Below are 13,642 nucleotides of genomic sequence, written 5' to 3' on the forward strand. Positions count from 1 at the left end.
GTCACAGTGAGCAAGCTCGTCCGCAATTCCTCCGCCCGTTCTTCGCGCGCAAACTTTTCCCGTCGCCATACCCTCAGCCTGATCGGCTGCAGCGGCCTGGCCTTCGCCCTGCCCATGATCAGCCAGGCCGAAGGTTTCAGCGACGACGCCAAGGCCACGCTGAATTTGCGTAACGCCTACTTCAACCGCAACTACACCAACCCGGCCTACCCCCAGGGCAAGGCTGAAGAGTGGACGCAAAACTTCATTCTCGATGCCCGGTCCGGTTTCACCCAGGGCCCGGTGGGTTTCGGTGTGGATGTACTGGGCCTGTACTCGCAGAAGCTCGATGGCGGCAAAGGCACCGGTGGCACGCAGCTGTTGCCGATCCACGACGACGGCCGCCCCGCCGACAATTTCGGCCGGCTGGGCGTGGCGCTCAAAGGCAAGATCTCGAAAACCGAACTGAAAGTCGGCGAATGGATGCCGGTGCTGCCGGTCCTGCGCTCCGACGATGGCCGCTCGCTGCCGCAGACCTTCCAGGGCGCCCAGGTGACCTCCAGCGAAATCAGCGGCCTGACGCTGTACGGCGGTCAATTCCAGAAAAACAGCCCACGCAACGACGCGAGCATGGAAGACATGTTCATGAACGGCAAAACGGCGTTCACCTCGGACCGGTTCAACTTCGGCGGCGGTGAATACGCGTTCAATGACAAGCGCACGCAGGTCGGCGTCTGGTACTCCGAACTCAGTGACATCTACCAGCAGCAATACTTCAACCTGACCCACAGCCAGCCCGTCGGCGACTGGACCCTGGGCGCCAACCTGGGCTACTTCATCGGCAAGGAAGACGGCAGCGCCAAGGCCGGCGACCTCGACAACAAGACGGCGTTCGCCCTGCTCTCGGCCAAATACGGCGGCAACACCTTCTACGTCGGCCTGCAAAAACTCACCGGCGACGACGTGTGGATGCGGGTCAACGGCACCAGCGGCGGCACCCTGGCCAACGACAGTTACAACTCCAGCTATGACAACGCCCGGGAGAAATCCTGGCAGGTGCGCCACGACTACAACTTCGCTGCCCTCGGCATCCCCGGCCTGACCCTGATGAACCGCTACATCAGCGGCGACAACGTGCACACCGGCGCCATCACCGACGGCAAGGAATGGGGCCGCGAATCCGAACTGGCCTACACCGTGCAGAGCGGTGCGCTGAAGAACCTCAACGTGAAATGGCGCAACGCGAGCATTCGCAAGGACTTCAGCACCAACGAGTTCGATGAGAACCGGATTTTCATCAGCTATCCGATCAGCCTGCTGTAAACACAGAACCACTGTGGGAGCGAGCTTGCTCGCGATAGCGGTGGGTCAACCAACTCAAACTCAGGCTGGAAGACCGCCATCGCGAGCAAGCTCGCTCCCACAGGTTCCACGCCAGTCTGGTGATTAACGCCAGCAGGTATCAGGCGACCCTCCGTCAATTACCACCAATGTCGCGTTGACAAGACCCGGAAACCCTAACGATACTTCGCATAAGTCGTACGACAACCTACAACGAATCAATAACAATAACCGCGCGCCCAGGATTCCCATGACGACCACTGCAACCGCCCGCCTCCCTTTCAATCGCCTGCTGCTGACCGGCGCCGCCGGTGGCCTCGGTAAAGTCCTGCGCGAAAGCCTGCGCCCCTACGCCAATGTCATTCGCCTGTCGGACATCGCCGACATCGCGCCGGCCATCGATGACCGCGAAGAAGTCGTGCCTTGCGATCTGGCCGACAAGCAGGCGGTGCATCAACTGGTCGAAGGCGTGGACGCGATCCTGCATTTCGGCGGCGTGTCGACCGAGCGTTCGTTCGAAGAAATCCTCGGCGCCAACATCTGCGGCGTATTCCACATCTACGAAGCCGCGCGCCGCCACGGTGTGAAGCGGGTGATCTTCGCCAGTTCCAACCATGTGATCGGCTTCTACGGGCAAGACGAAGTCATCGACGCCCACTCCCCTCGCCGCCCGGACAGCTACTACGGCCTGTCCAAGTCCTACGGCGAAGACATGGCCACCTTCTACTTCGACCGCTATGGCATCGAGACCGTCAGCGTGCGCATCGGCTCCTCGTTCCCGGAGCCGCACAACCGCCGGATGATGAGCACCTGGCTGAGCTTCGGCGACCTGACCCAACTGCTCGAACGCGCCCTGTACACCCCGAACGTCGGCCACACCGTGGTCTACGGCATGTCCGACAACAAAGACATCTGGTGGGACAACCGCTTTGCCACGGCCCTGGGTTTTGTCCCGCAGGACAGCTCCGAACAGTTCCGCGAAAAAGTCGAAGCCCAACCGATGCCCGCCGCCGATGATCCGGCACGCCTGTATCAGGGCGGTGCTTTCTGCGCAGCCGGGCCGTTCGGCGACTGAACCTTCACCGCTCACTTGATCCCACAACAAAAACCAAGGGAATGAGTTGCCATGCAAGCCGAATTGATTGTCGACGCCCGCAACGCGGTCGGTGAAAGCCCGGTCTGGGTACCTGAGGAAAGCGCCCTGTACTGGGTGGATATCCCCGCCGGCGTTTTACAGCGCTGGAGTGCCGACTCTGGCCAGGTGGACGCCTGGAAAACCCCGCAGATGCTTGCATGCATCGCACGCCATGCTGACGGTGGCTGGGTCGCGGGGATGGAAAGCGGGTTTTTCCGCCTGCATCCGCGCAATGACGGCAGCCTCGATACAGAACCCTTGGCCCATGTCGATCATGCCCGCGACGACATGCGCCTGAACGACGGCCGTTGCGATCGCCAGGGGCGTTTCTGGGCCGGCAGCATGGTGTTGAACATGGGCGCCAACGCCGCCAACGGAACCTTGTATCGCTACAGCGCCGGGCAGCACGGACCGCTCGACGCTCAGTTGAGCGGGTTCATCGTGCCCAACGGCCTTGGCTTCAGCCCGGACGGGCGCACGATGTACCTGTCCGACTCTCACCCGCTGGTCCAACAGATCTGGGCCTTCGACTACGACATCGACACCGGCACCCCCTCCAATCGCCGGGTGTTCGTCGACATGAACCAATACTGCGGTCGCCCCGATGGCGCTGCGGTGGATGCCGACGGCTGCTACTGGATTTGCGCCAACGACGCCGGCCTGATCCACCGCTTCACTCCCGACGGCCGACTTGACCGCTCCCTCGCGGTACCGGTGAAAAAACCCACCATGTGCGCCTTCGGTGGCCCTCGACTGGACACGCTGTTCGTGACCTCGATCCGCCCCGGCGACGACCATGATCCGCAATCACTGGCCGGGGGCGTGTTCGCCCTCGATCCCGGCGTCCAAGGTTTACCCGAACCCCGTTTCAACGATTGAGCAACCTCGACACAAAAGCGCTCCCGCTGCATCGCTGTGCCTTGAATAAAAAAACAATAAAACTGGAGACACCCCCATGGACTTCAAACGCACCTTGCTCGCCGCTGCACTCCCGTTCGCCTTCTCCCTCAGCAGCGCCGCCCAGGCGCTGGAAATCAAATTCGCCGACATCCACCCCGCCGGTTACCCGACCGTGGTGGCTGAAGAGCAACTGGGTAAAACCCTGGTGGCCGACAGCAACGGCGCGCTGACCTTCAAGATGTTCGCCGGTGGCGTACTCGGCTCGGAAAAAGAAGTGGTCGAACAGGCTCAGGTCGGCGCCATCCAGATGGCCCGGGTCAGCCTTGGCATCGTCGGCCCGGTGGTGCCGGACGTGAACGTGTTCAACATGCCGTTCGTGTTCCGCGACCAGGCGCACATGCGCAAGGTCATCGACGGTGCAGTCGGCGACGAGATCCTCGACAAGATCACCAACTCCGAATTCAACCTGGTCGCGCTGGCCTGGATGGACGGCGGCACGCGCAACCTCTACACCAAAAAACCGGTACGCAGCCTTGAAGACCTCAAGGGCATGAAGATCCGCGTGCAAGGCAACCCGATGTTCATCGAAACCATCAACGCCATGGGCGGCAACGGCATCGCGATGGACACTGGCGAAATCTTCAGCGCCCTGCAGACCGGCGTGATCGACGGCGCGGAAAACAACCCGCCAACCATGCTCGAACACAACCACTACCAGAACGCCAAGTTCTACAGCCTGACCGGCCACCTGATCCTGCCCGAGCCGATCGTGATGTCGAAAATCACCTGGGAAAAACTCACGCCCGAGCAACAAGCCCTGGTGAAGAAAACCGCCAAGGCGGCCCAGGCCCAGGAACGCACCCTGTGGGATGCGAAATCGGCCAGCAGTGAAGAGAAACTCAAGGCCGCCGGCGTCGAGTTCATCACCGTCGACAAGAAACCTTTCTATGAGGCAACCGCCTCGATCCGCGAGAAATACGGCGCGCCTTACGCCGACCTGATCAAGCGCATCGAAGCCGTTCAGTAACCCTCCCTGCATTCAAGAAAGGCCCGGCGCCGCTGACGTTGGTGAACGTCAGTGCGCGCCCGGTTACGGTGGAACCCGATGAAGAATCTGCTGCTAGGCATCAATGACAAGCTCTACATGACCTGTATCTGGGTCGCCGGGCTCTCCGTTCTGGCCATTGCGTTAATCATTCCCTGGGGCGTGTTCGCCCGCTACGTCCTCGGCACCGGCTCCAGTTGGCCGGAGCCCACGGCGATTCTGCTGATGATGGTGTTCACCTTCATCGGCGCCGCCGCCAGCTACCGGTCCGGCTCGCACATGGCAGTGGCCATGCTCACCGACCGCATGCCGCCGCACCTGCGCAAGGCCATGGCCGTGTTCGCGCAACTGCTGATGGCTACGATCTGCCTGTTCATGGCCATCTGGGGCAGCAAGCTGTGCCTGTCGACCTGGAACCAGTACATGAGCGCCCTGCCGACCCTGCGTGTGGGCATCACCTACATGCCGATTCCGGTGGGCGGCGTGCTGACGCTGATCTTTGTCCTGGAAAAACTCTTGCTCGGCGACCAGAGCAACCGCCGGGTCGTGCGTTTCGACCTCGTTGAAGAAAACGAAGGTGCCGCTTAATGGACGCTCTGATACTGCTCGGCAGTTTTATCGCATTGATCCTGATCGGCATGCCGGTCGCCTACGCCCTGGGCTTTGCCGCACTGATCGGCGCGTGGTGGATCGACATCCCGTTCCAGGCCCTGATGATTCAGGTCGCCGGGGGCGTGAACAAGTTCTCCCTGCTGGCCATCCCGTTCTTCGTGCTGGCCGGTGCGATCATGGCCGAGGGCGGCATGTCCCGACGCCTGGTGGCGTTCGCCGGGGTGCTGGTCGGTTTCGTGCGTGGCGGCTTGTCGCTGGTCAACATCATGGCCTCGACCTTTTTCGGCGCGATCTCCGGCTCCTCGGTGGCGGACACCGCCTCGGTCGGTTCGGTGCTGATTCCGGAAATGGAGCGTCGCGGCTACCCCCGTGAATTCGCCACGGCGGTGACCGTCAGCGGTTCGGTGCAAGCACTGCTGACACCGCCCAGCCACAACTCTGTGCTCTACTCGCTGGCCGCCGGCGGCACGGTGTCGATTGCCTCGCTGTTCATGGCCGGCGTGGTGCCGGGCCTGTTGATGAGCGCGTGCCTGATGGTGCTGTGCCTGATCTTCGCCAAGAAGCGCGACTACCCCAAGGGTGAAGTCATCCCGATGCGCGAAGCGCTGAAGATCTGCGGCGAAGCGCTGTGGGGCCTGATGGCGATGGTGATCATCCTCGGCGGCATCCTGTCCGGCATTTTCACCGCCACCGAGTCGGCGGCGATTGCCGTGCTGTGGTCGTTCTTCGTGACCATGTTCATCTACCGCGACTACAAATGGAGCGAACTGCCAAAACTGATGCACCGCACCGTGCGCACGATCTCGATCGTGATGATCCTGATCGGTTTCGCCGCCAGCTTCGGCTACATCATGACCCTGATGCAGATCCCGGCGAAGATCACCACGCTGTTCCTGACCCTGTCGGACAACCGCTACGTGATCCTGATGTGCATCAACGTCATGCTGCTGTTGCTCGGTACGGTCATGGACATGGCGCCGCTGATCCTGATCCTCACGCCGATCCTGATGCCGGTGATCCTCGGCATTGGCGTGGACCCGGTACAGTTCGGCATGATCATGCTGGTCAACCTGGGCATCGGTTTGATCACACCGCCGGTGGGCGCGGTACTGTTCGTGGGGTCGGCCGTGGGTAAAGTCAGTATCGAATCAACCGTCAAGGCGCTGCTGCCGTTCTACGCGGTGCTGTTCCTGGTGTTGATGGCCGTGACCTACATTCCTGCCATTTCGCTGTGGTTGCCGCATCTGGTGTTGTAAAACACCTTGTCAGAAAGCTCCCTGTAACCAGGGAGCTTGCTGGTCAGGGGGCTTTTGTGGCGAGGGGGCTTGCCCCCGTTCGGCTGCGCAGCAGTCGCAAATACAAGCGACTCGGTGCTCCTCAAAAATTGCAGGGGGCCGCTTCGCAGCCCAACGGGGGCAAGCCCCCTCGCCACAGGGAACAGTGCAGCTACATAAAAATCACATAGCAGGTCTACATGTCACTCACACTGCTCGAACTCGAAGACGAACTCACCCACCTCACCCTCGCCCCGGAGCTGGGCGCCAGCATCGTCAACTGGACCGTGCGCAGCACCGGGCAACCCTTGCTGCGACACGCCGATGAGCATGCCCTGAACACCGGTCTGCCCGGCAAGCTCGGCTGCTTTCCCTTGATCCCCTGGTCCAACCGCATCGCCGATGGCGGTTTCGATTGTCCCGATGGCTGGCTGGCACTGACACCCAACAGCCTCACCGATCCCCTGCCGATCCACGGCAGCGCCTGGCAGCAGGCATGGCAGGTGATTTCCCGAACTGAAGATGAAGTGGTCCTGCAACTCGATAGCACAACGCCCTTCGCCTATCGCGCCCGGCAACGCTTCCATTTGAGCGCAGGCAAGCTGAGCATCGAAATGCATGTCACGCACCTGGCTGAGCACGCTGCATGGCATGGTCTGGGATTGCATCCGTACCTGCCACGGACACCAAACACCCGACTGCAGGCACCGGCACGGCAGGTGTGGTTGTGCGACGGGGCGAAACTGCCGACAGCACTTGGCGCGTTGCCGGTCGAGTGGGATTTTCAGCAACTCAAGCCATTACCCGAAACGCTGGTCGACAACGGCTTCTGCGAATGGGACGGCCATTGCCTGATCCAACAGCCCGACCTCGGATACGAGTTGGACTGCCAGGCCACTGGCAGCGATTACTACCTTCTCTACTGCCCCGTGGGCCTGGGGTTTTTCTGTATCGAACCGGTGAGCCACCCGGTCAACGCGCACCACTTGCCCGGTCGACCGGGCCTGCGTTTGCTGGAACAGGGTCAATCCACCGAACTGGGCTTCACCCTGCAGTATCGGCCGTTTCAGGCTGGTGCCCCCAACAATTGACTCAACACCGCTCGCAACTTGCCGGGCTTCACCGGTTTGTTCAGCAAGGGTGCGTTGAGTCGCTGCAACGCACGCCGACAATGGTCGGTGCGGTCGGCGGTAATGATCACCGCTGGAATGTCCTGGTGGAAATGCTCGCGCAGATGTCGCACCACATCACAGCCGACCACCCCGTGATCGAGGTGATAGTCGGCAAGAATCAGTTCCGGTGCCTGCCCGCGTAGCGCCGCCAGAGCAGCCTCTTCATCGGTGGCGACCAGAACGTCGCAGCCCCACTGCCCGAGCAACGCGCTCATGCTATCGAGAATGCTCACTTCGTTGTCGATCACCAGTAAACGACGTCCCGGTAGCGGGTTGCCGGTGCCCGGTTGTGACACCGCCTGGCTCACGGGCAGCGGAACTTCGTCGGATATCGGCACCTCGATGCTGAACATCGAACCCCGCCCCGGCATCGAGTACACACCGATCCTGTAGCCAAGGATCTTGGCGATGCGCTCGACAATCGCCAGCCCCAGGCCCACGCCCTTGCGGTCGGCGGCGCGGCCGACGTCCAACTGGTTGAACTCGAGGAAGATCGAATCGAGCCGGTCGGCGGCGATGCCACGCCCGGTGTCCCAGACCTCCAGGCGCAACATCTCGCCCCGACGCCTTGCCGCCAGCAGGATGCTGCCTTCATCGGTGTAGCGGCAAGCATTGCTGAGGAAGTTGCGCAGGATCCGCGTCATCAGGCGCAAGTCGGTGTTGATGGCGTAATCGGCCATGCGCACCCGCAGGTTCAAGCCGGCCGCCTGGGTGACGGACTGGAACTCCGACACCAGCGGCCCGAGCAGTTCGTCGAGGCGGTACGTGGCAACGTCCGGCTTGACCGCGGCCTGGTCGAGCCGGGAAATGTCGAGCAGATCCGTCAGCAAATCCTCGGCCCCTTCCAGGGCCTGGTGAGTGCGCTCCACCAGCACCTGTTCGGCTTCCGGCAATTTGCGTTCGCGCAAGGTCGAAATCAGCAACCGCGCGGCGTTCAGCGGTTGCAGCAGGTCATGGCTGGCGGCGGCGAGGTATTTGTCCTTGCTGTGATTGGCGGCCTCGGCGGCATCGCGGGCGTCGCGCAAGGCCTTGGCGATCTGTTTACGCTGGGTGATCTGCTGCTGGAGGTTACGGTTAGCCTCGAGCAACTCATCGGTGCGCGCGACGACGCGCTGCTCCAGTTCGTCATTGAGTTGCTGCAGGCGTCGCTGGGCCAGCTTGCGCTCGGTGATATCGGAGACGAAGCCTTCCACCAAGCCTTCCTGGCCGGGCTTGAGCAGCAGGTTCATCAACACATCCAGGTGACTGCCGTCCTTGCGCCGCAAGCGGGTTTCATAGCCGTGCAGGCTGCTCTGGTGCCGGAGGATTTCGCCGATGGTTTCCAGCTCCTGCGCGCCGTCGACGAACAGGGTGCTGCCCAGGTCGGTCAGGGAGAACAGCACCTCCTGCGGGTCCTGGTAGCCAAGCATGCGTGCCAGCGCCGGGTTGGCGGCGCGCATGCCATCGTGCAGGCTGGCCTGGAAGATCCCGTGCACCGCGTTTTCGAACAGCCACTTGTAGCGGTTACGCTCGGCTTCCAGATCATCCAGGCGCGCGGCCAGCTCCGGATAGTGACTCTTGCGCGCCGAATGGCTGCCCAGCCCCAACAACCCGGCCAGGGCCCGTTGCTGCTCGTCAGAGGGCTTCGCCATAGACGACCTCGACATCACGCTGGCTGGATTCGCGCGGGTTGGTCAGGATGCACGGATCGTGCATCGCATGCTGCGACAGGAACGGAATGTCCGAGGTCCTGACGCCATGCAAACCGAGGGTTTCATGAAAGCCGATGGCGTGCTTGAGGGCGATCAGGTGTTCGACCAGGCGCCCGCAGATCTGCCGGTGATTCAGGCCTCGACAGTCGATGCCCAACGTCTCGGCGATCACCTTGAAGCGATCAGGCGCCGAGTTGTAATTGAAAGCCACCACGTGCTCGACCAGCACCGCGTTGCACAGCCCATGGGGCAGATCGAGAAAGCCGCCGAGGCTGTGGGACATGGCATGCACAGCACCCAGGATCGCATTGGAAAACGCCAGCCCGGCCTGCATGCTGCCGAGCATGATTTTTTCGCGCAACGCGATGTCCGTCGGGTTGGCGATCATTTGCACCAGGTTGCCATTGATCAGGCGCATCGCCTCCAGTGCATGGGGATCGGTCAGCGGCCCGTGGCCGGTGGATACGAAGGCTTCGATGGCATGCACCAAGGCATCGATGCCGGTACAGGCCGACAGGAACGGGTCCATGCTCAGGGTGGTTTCCGGGTCGATCAGCGAAACGTCCGGCACCACGGCCTTGCTGACGATGGAGAACTTCATGCGCTCCTGCTGATTGGAAATGATCACGAATTGCGAGACATCGGCCGAGGTGCCGGCGGTGGTCGGAATCAGGATCAGCGGCGGGCTGGGCACGCGGATGGTGTCCACACCCTCGAAATCGAGAATGCTGCGGCCATGGGCGACGACAATGCCGATGCCTTTGCCGCAGTCCATCGGACTGCCGCCACCGACGGCGACGATCACGTCGCAGTGGTTTTCCCGGTACATCTCGGCGCCGAGCATCACCTCTTCGACCCGTGGGTTCGGCGAGACATCGGAGTACAGGCAATACTGGATGCCCAGCGCTTGCAGGCTGGCCTCGACATCGGCGACCCAACCGGCAGCAATCACACCGGGGTCACTGACCACCAGGACCTTGCGTGCGCCAAAGGTCTTGGCGTAATTGCCGACACTGTGCCGGCTACCGGCACCGAAGATGATTTCAGGGGAAACGAACTTGCGCAGCTGGTTGAGACTCTGGCTCATTGGAAAGCCTGTTTTTATTGTTTTGGAAGGTAGAAACCACACTAAACCATCCAGCTGTGAATGCAATCAGACCAAAGAACAGCGCTGCCCGGGCTGTAACAGAACCCTGTGGGAGCGGGCTTGCTCGCGAAGAGGCCCTGTCAGTCAATATTGATGGTGACTGACACTCCGCCTTCGCGAGCAAGCCCGCTCCCACAGGAGATCTGTGCCGCCAGGCTTATCCGCGATAGATCAGCTGCGAAGCCTTCGCGTTACGCAACGTCAGATGCTCCATCCCCAACCCCGGAGCCTCAGCTTCTTCACGGGCCTTGAGGATCACCCCATGGTGGGGCGACTTGCTGCACACCGGGTCGGCATTGCTGGCATCGCCGGTCAGCATGAAAGCCTGGCAGCGACATCCCCCCAGGTCCTTGTGCTTTTCATCGCAGGAGCGGCACGGCTCCTTCATCCAGTCATCGCCGCGAAAGCGATTGAAGCCGAACGAGTCGTTCCAGATGTGCGAGAGGCTGTGCTCGCGCACGTTGGGAAACTGCACCGGCAACTGCCGGGCGCTGTGGCAAGGCAAGGCCGTGCCGTCGGGGGTGATGTCGAGAAACAGGTTGGCCCAGCCGTTCATGCAGGTCTTGGGACGCTCTTCGTAGTAGTCCGGGGTGACGAAGATCAGCTTGCACGGGTGGCCCTGGGCTTCAAGGCGATCGCGGTATTCATTGGTGATACGCTCGGCACGCTGCAATTGCTCACGAGTGGGCAACAGGCCGACGCGGTTGAGTTCGGCCCAGCCATAGAATTGGCAGGTGGCCAGTTCGACAAAGTCCGCCTCCAACTCCAGGCACAGCTCGATGATCTGCGCGATCCGGTCGATGTTGTGCCGGTGGGTGACGAAGTTCAGCACCATCGGATAACCCTGGGCTTTCACCGCTCGGGCCATGGCGAGTTTCTGGGCGAAGGCCTTGCGCGAGCCGGCGAGCATGTTGTTCACCGCTTCGTCGGCGGCCTGGAAGCTGATCTGGATATGGTCCAGCCCGGCCACCTTGAAGTCGCGCACCTTCTGCTCGGTCAGGCCGATGCCGGAGGTGATCAGGTTGGTGTAGTAGCCCATGTCCCGGGCGGCCTTGATCAGTTCGGCGAGGTCCTGGCGGACCAGCGGCTCGCCACCGGAAAAGCCCAATTGCGCGGCGCCCATGTCCCGCGCTTCACGGAATACACGAATCCATTCTTGCGTGCTGAGTTCCTCGCCGTGCCGGGCAAAATCCAATGGATTGGAGCAATACGGGCACTGCAGCGGACAGCGGTAGGTCAGCTCGGCGAGCAGCCACAACGGCGGTCCAGGCAACGTCTCACTCGATCCAGAATTGCGCATGGGCCACCTCCAGAAACGCCAGCACATCTTCGTCGATCCCGGGTAACCCGGGGAAACTGGCGCTCAATCGATCAATGATCGCCGCCACGCTACGCTGGCCATCCACCAGGCCGAGAATCTGTCCGGCACTGGCGTTGAGCTTGATCATGCCTTCGGGGTACAGCAGCACGTGGCAGTCCTGGCGGGGCTCCCATTGCAGACGAAAACCGCGGCGCAAGGCCGGTGACTGCTGGCGATCGATCAGGCTCACAGGGCGATCCCCCGGTGCCAGACGTTGTCGCCGGTGACCGTGTGATACGGCGGGCGTTCGAGCTCATAGGCCATGCTCATGGCATCGAGCATGCTCCACAGCACGTCGAGCTTGAATTGCAGAATCTCCAGCATGCGTTGTTGCCCCTCGGCCGTGACGTAGTGCGCCAGGGTGATGCGCAAGCCATGCTCGACATCGCGCCGCGCCTGGCTCAGGCGCGTGCGGAAATAGTCGTAGCCGGCGACGTCGATCCACGGGTAATGGGTCGGCCAGGCGTCGAGTCGCGACTGATGGATCTGTGGGGCAAAGAGTTCGGTCAACGAACTGCTGGCCGCTTCCTGCCAGCAGGCGCGACGGGCAAAATTGACGTAGGCGTCCACTGCGAAACGCACGCCGGGCAGCACCAGTTCCTGGGACAGAATCTGCTCGCGATCCAGCCCCACCGCTTCGCCCAGGCGCAGCCAGGCTTCGATGCCGCCCTCGCTGCCGGGGACGCCGTCGTGGTCGAGAATCCGTTGCAGCCATTCGCGGCGCACGTCGCGGTCCGGGCAGTTGGCGAGAATCGCGGCGTCTTTCAGGGGGATGTTGACCTGATAGTAGAAGCGATTGGCGACCCAGCCCTGGATCTGCTCGCGGCTGGCGCGGCCGGCGTACATGGCTTGGTGGAAGGGGTGGTGGATGTGGTAGTAGGCGCCCTTGGCGCGCAGGGCGGCTTCGAATTCTGTGGGGGACATGGGGGTGTCAGTCATTTTGTTCTCCGGGAACTTCTGCGGTGCCTGTACTGGCCTCTTCGCGAGCAAGCCCGCTCCCACATTTGGAATGCAGTTTCCTGTCGGAGCGGGCTTGCTCGCGAAGGGGTCAGCCGCTACAGCTCAATACTCATGCCGTCATAAGCCACTTCAATACCCCGCCGCTCCAGCAGCGCCCGCTCGGCCGAGTCTTCATCGAGGATCGGATTGGTGTTGTTGATGTGGATCAGCACCTTGCGCTGGCGGTTGAAACCCTCCAGCACTTCAAGCATCCCGTCGGGGCCGCTTTGTGGGAGGTGCCCCATTTCGCTGCCCAGGCTCTGGCCGACTTCGCAGATGCGCATCTCGTCGTCGCGCCACAGGGTGCCGTCCAGCAGCAGGCAATCGGCACGCTGCATCCAGCCCAGTACTTCGCCGTCGATTCGGCCAAGGCCCGGCGCATAGAACAGCGAGGCGCCGTTGCGCAGGTCTTCAATGAACAGGCCAATGGTGTCGCCCGGTTGCGGATTGCCGCGATTGGGCGAATACGGTGGCGCGTTGCTCACCAGGGGTATCGCTCGAAATTGCAAATGCCCGCAGGCCGGGATGCTGAACGGCTGGCGATCGAGACCGACCGGTTGCCATTGCAACCCGCCGTTCCAGTGCTCCAGCATGTTGAACAACGGGAAACCGCTGCTCAGGTCCTGATGCACGCGCTCGGTGCACCACACCGCATGCGGGCAACCTTCACGCAGGTTGAGCAAACCGGTGCAATGGTCAATCTGGCTGTCCAGCAGCACGATGCCGGCGATGGCGCTGTCACGCAGGCGCCGCGCCGGTTGCAGTGGCGCAAAACTCTCGAGTTGCGCGCGAATGTCCGGTGACGCATTGCACAGCACCCACTCCACACCGTCGTCACTCAGGGCAATCGACGACTGCGTACGGCGCTGTGCCCGCACGTTGCCATTGCGCGCACCGGCGCACTGGCGGCAGTTGCAATTCCACTGAGGGAATCCACCGCCAGCGGCGGAACCGAGAACGCGGATGTGCATGGCGGATGCTCCAGAA

The 13,642-nt window shown here is 62.1% G+C and carries 13 protein-coding genes; 7 read left to right on the plus strand and 6 right to left on the minus strand.

The window, feature by feature from the left end:
- Positions 1–6 precede the first annotated feature (6 nt).
- The 7 genes from EI969_RS10820 (at position 7) to EI969_RS10850 (ending at position 7,377) form a co-directional block, all read left to right on the plus strand.
- Positions 7–1,302, plus strand: a complete 1,296-nt coding sequence (locus EI969_RS10820) for an OprD family porin (RefSeq protein ID WP_160387779.1) — start codon at positions 7–9, stop codon at positions 1,300–1,302.
- Between the two features lie 268 nt (positions 1,303–1,570).
- Positions 1,571–2,395 (plus strand): NAD(P)-dependent oxidoreductase, encoded by an 825-nt coding sequence (locus EI969_RS10825; RefSeq protein WP_160387781.1) that lies wholly within the window; start codon positions 1,571–1,573, stop codon positions 2,393–2,395.
- Positions 2,396–2,446: 51 nt separating this feature from the next.
- Positions 2,447–3,334 carry an SMP-30/gluconolactonase/LRE family protein gene (locus tag EI969_RS10830; protein ID WP_160387783.1) on the plus strand — a complete coding sequence of 296 codons (888 nt, stop codon included), beginning with the start codon at positions 2,447–2,449 and terminating at the stop codon, positions 3,332–3,334.
- A gap of 76 nt (positions 3,335–3,410) precedes the next feature.
- Positions 3,411–4,382 carry a TRAP transporter substrate-binding protein gene (locus EI969_RS10835; RefSeq protein ID WP_160387786.1) on the plus strand — a complete coding sequence of 324 codons (972 nt, stop codon included), beginning with the start codon at positions 3,411–3,413 and terminating at the stop codon, positions 4,380–4,382.
- Positions 4,383–4,460: 78 nt separating this feature from the next.
- Positions 4,461–4,988: a TRAP transporter small permease gene (locus tag EI969_RS10840; RefSeq protein WP_110662845.1), complete on the plus strand. Its 528-nt coding sequence runs from the start codon at positions 4,461–4,463 to the stop codon at positions 4,986–4,988.
- Positions 4,988–6,268, plus strand: a complete 1,281-nt coding sequence (locus EI969_RS10845) for a TRAP transporter large permease (RefSeq protein ID WP_160387788.1) — start codon at positions 4,988–4,990, stop codon at positions 6,266–6,268. Before EI969_RS10840 ends, EI969_RS10845 begins: the two co-directional genes overlap by 1 nt.
- A 218-nt stretch (positions 6,269–6,486) precedes the next feature.
- Positions 6,487–7,377, plus strand: coding sequence for an aldose 1-epimerase (locus tag EI969_RS10850; RefSeq protein ID WP_160387790.1), 891 nt, complete (start codon positions 6,487–6,489; stop codon positions 7,375–7,377).
- Here EI969_RS10850 and EI969_RS10855 read toward each other — a convergent pair.
- From EI969_RS10855 to pqqB, 6 genes are all read right to left on the minus strand, one after another.
- Entirely contained in the window at positions 7,353–9,089 is a 1,737-nt protein-coding gene (locus EI969_RS10855; RefSeq protein WP_110660740.1) for a NahK/ErcS family hybrid sensor histidine kinase/response regulator, read from the minus strand. The genes EI969_RS10850 and EI969_RS10855 overlap by 25 nt on opposite strands.
- Positions 9,073–10,236, minus strand: coding sequence for an alcohol dehydrogenase-like regulatory protein ErcA (ercA, locus tag EI969_RS10860; protein ID WP_046037285.1), 1,164 nt, complete (start codon positions 10,234–10,236; stop codon positions 9,073–9,075). The genes EI969_RS10855 and ercA overlap by 17 nt, the downstream gene beginning before the upstream one ends.
- Positions 10,237–10,453: 217 nt before the next feature.
- On the minus strand, positions 10,454–11,596 hold the full coding sequence (gene pqqE, locus EI969_RS10865; RefSeq protein ID WP_160387792.1) for a pyrroloquinoline quinone biosynthesis protein PqqE: 1,143 nt from the start codon (positions 11,594–11,596) through the stop codon (positions 10,454–10,456).
- The gene (pqqD, locus tag EI969_RS10870) at positions 11,574–11,846 is read right to left on the minus strand and encodes a pyrroloquinoline quinone biosynthesis peptide chaperone PqqD (protein WP_160387794.1); all 273 of its coding nucleotides are present in this window, start codon (positions 11,844–11,846) and stop codon (positions 11,574–11,576) included. The genes pqqE and pqqD overlap by 23 nt, the downstream gene beginning before the upstream one ends.
- The gene (pqqC, locus tag EI969_RS10875) at positions 11,843–12,595 is read right to left on the minus strand and encodes a pyrroloquinoline-quinone synthase PqqC (protein WP_160387796.1); all 753 of its coding nucleotides are present in this window, start codon (positions 12,593–12,595) and stop codon (positions 11,843–11,845) included. The genes pqqD and pqqC overlap by 4 nt, the downstream gene beginning before the upstream one ends.
- Before the next feature lie 116 nt (positions 12,596–12,711).
- The gene (pqqB, locus tag EI969_RS10880; protein ID WP_160387798.1) at positions 12,712–13,626 is read right to left on the minus strand and encodes a pyrroloquinoline quinone biosynthesis protein PqqB; all 915 of its coding nucleotides are present in this window, start codon (positions 13,624–13,626) and stop codon (positions 12,712–12,714) included.
- Positions 13,627–13,642 lie beyond the last annotated feature (16 nt).

The sequence above is a fragment of the Pseudomonas sp. PB101 genome (assembly GCF_009764265.1).
Taxonomy (GTDB): Bacteria; Pseudomonadota; Gammaproteobacteria; order Pseudomonadales; family Pseudomonadaceae; genus Aquipseudomonas.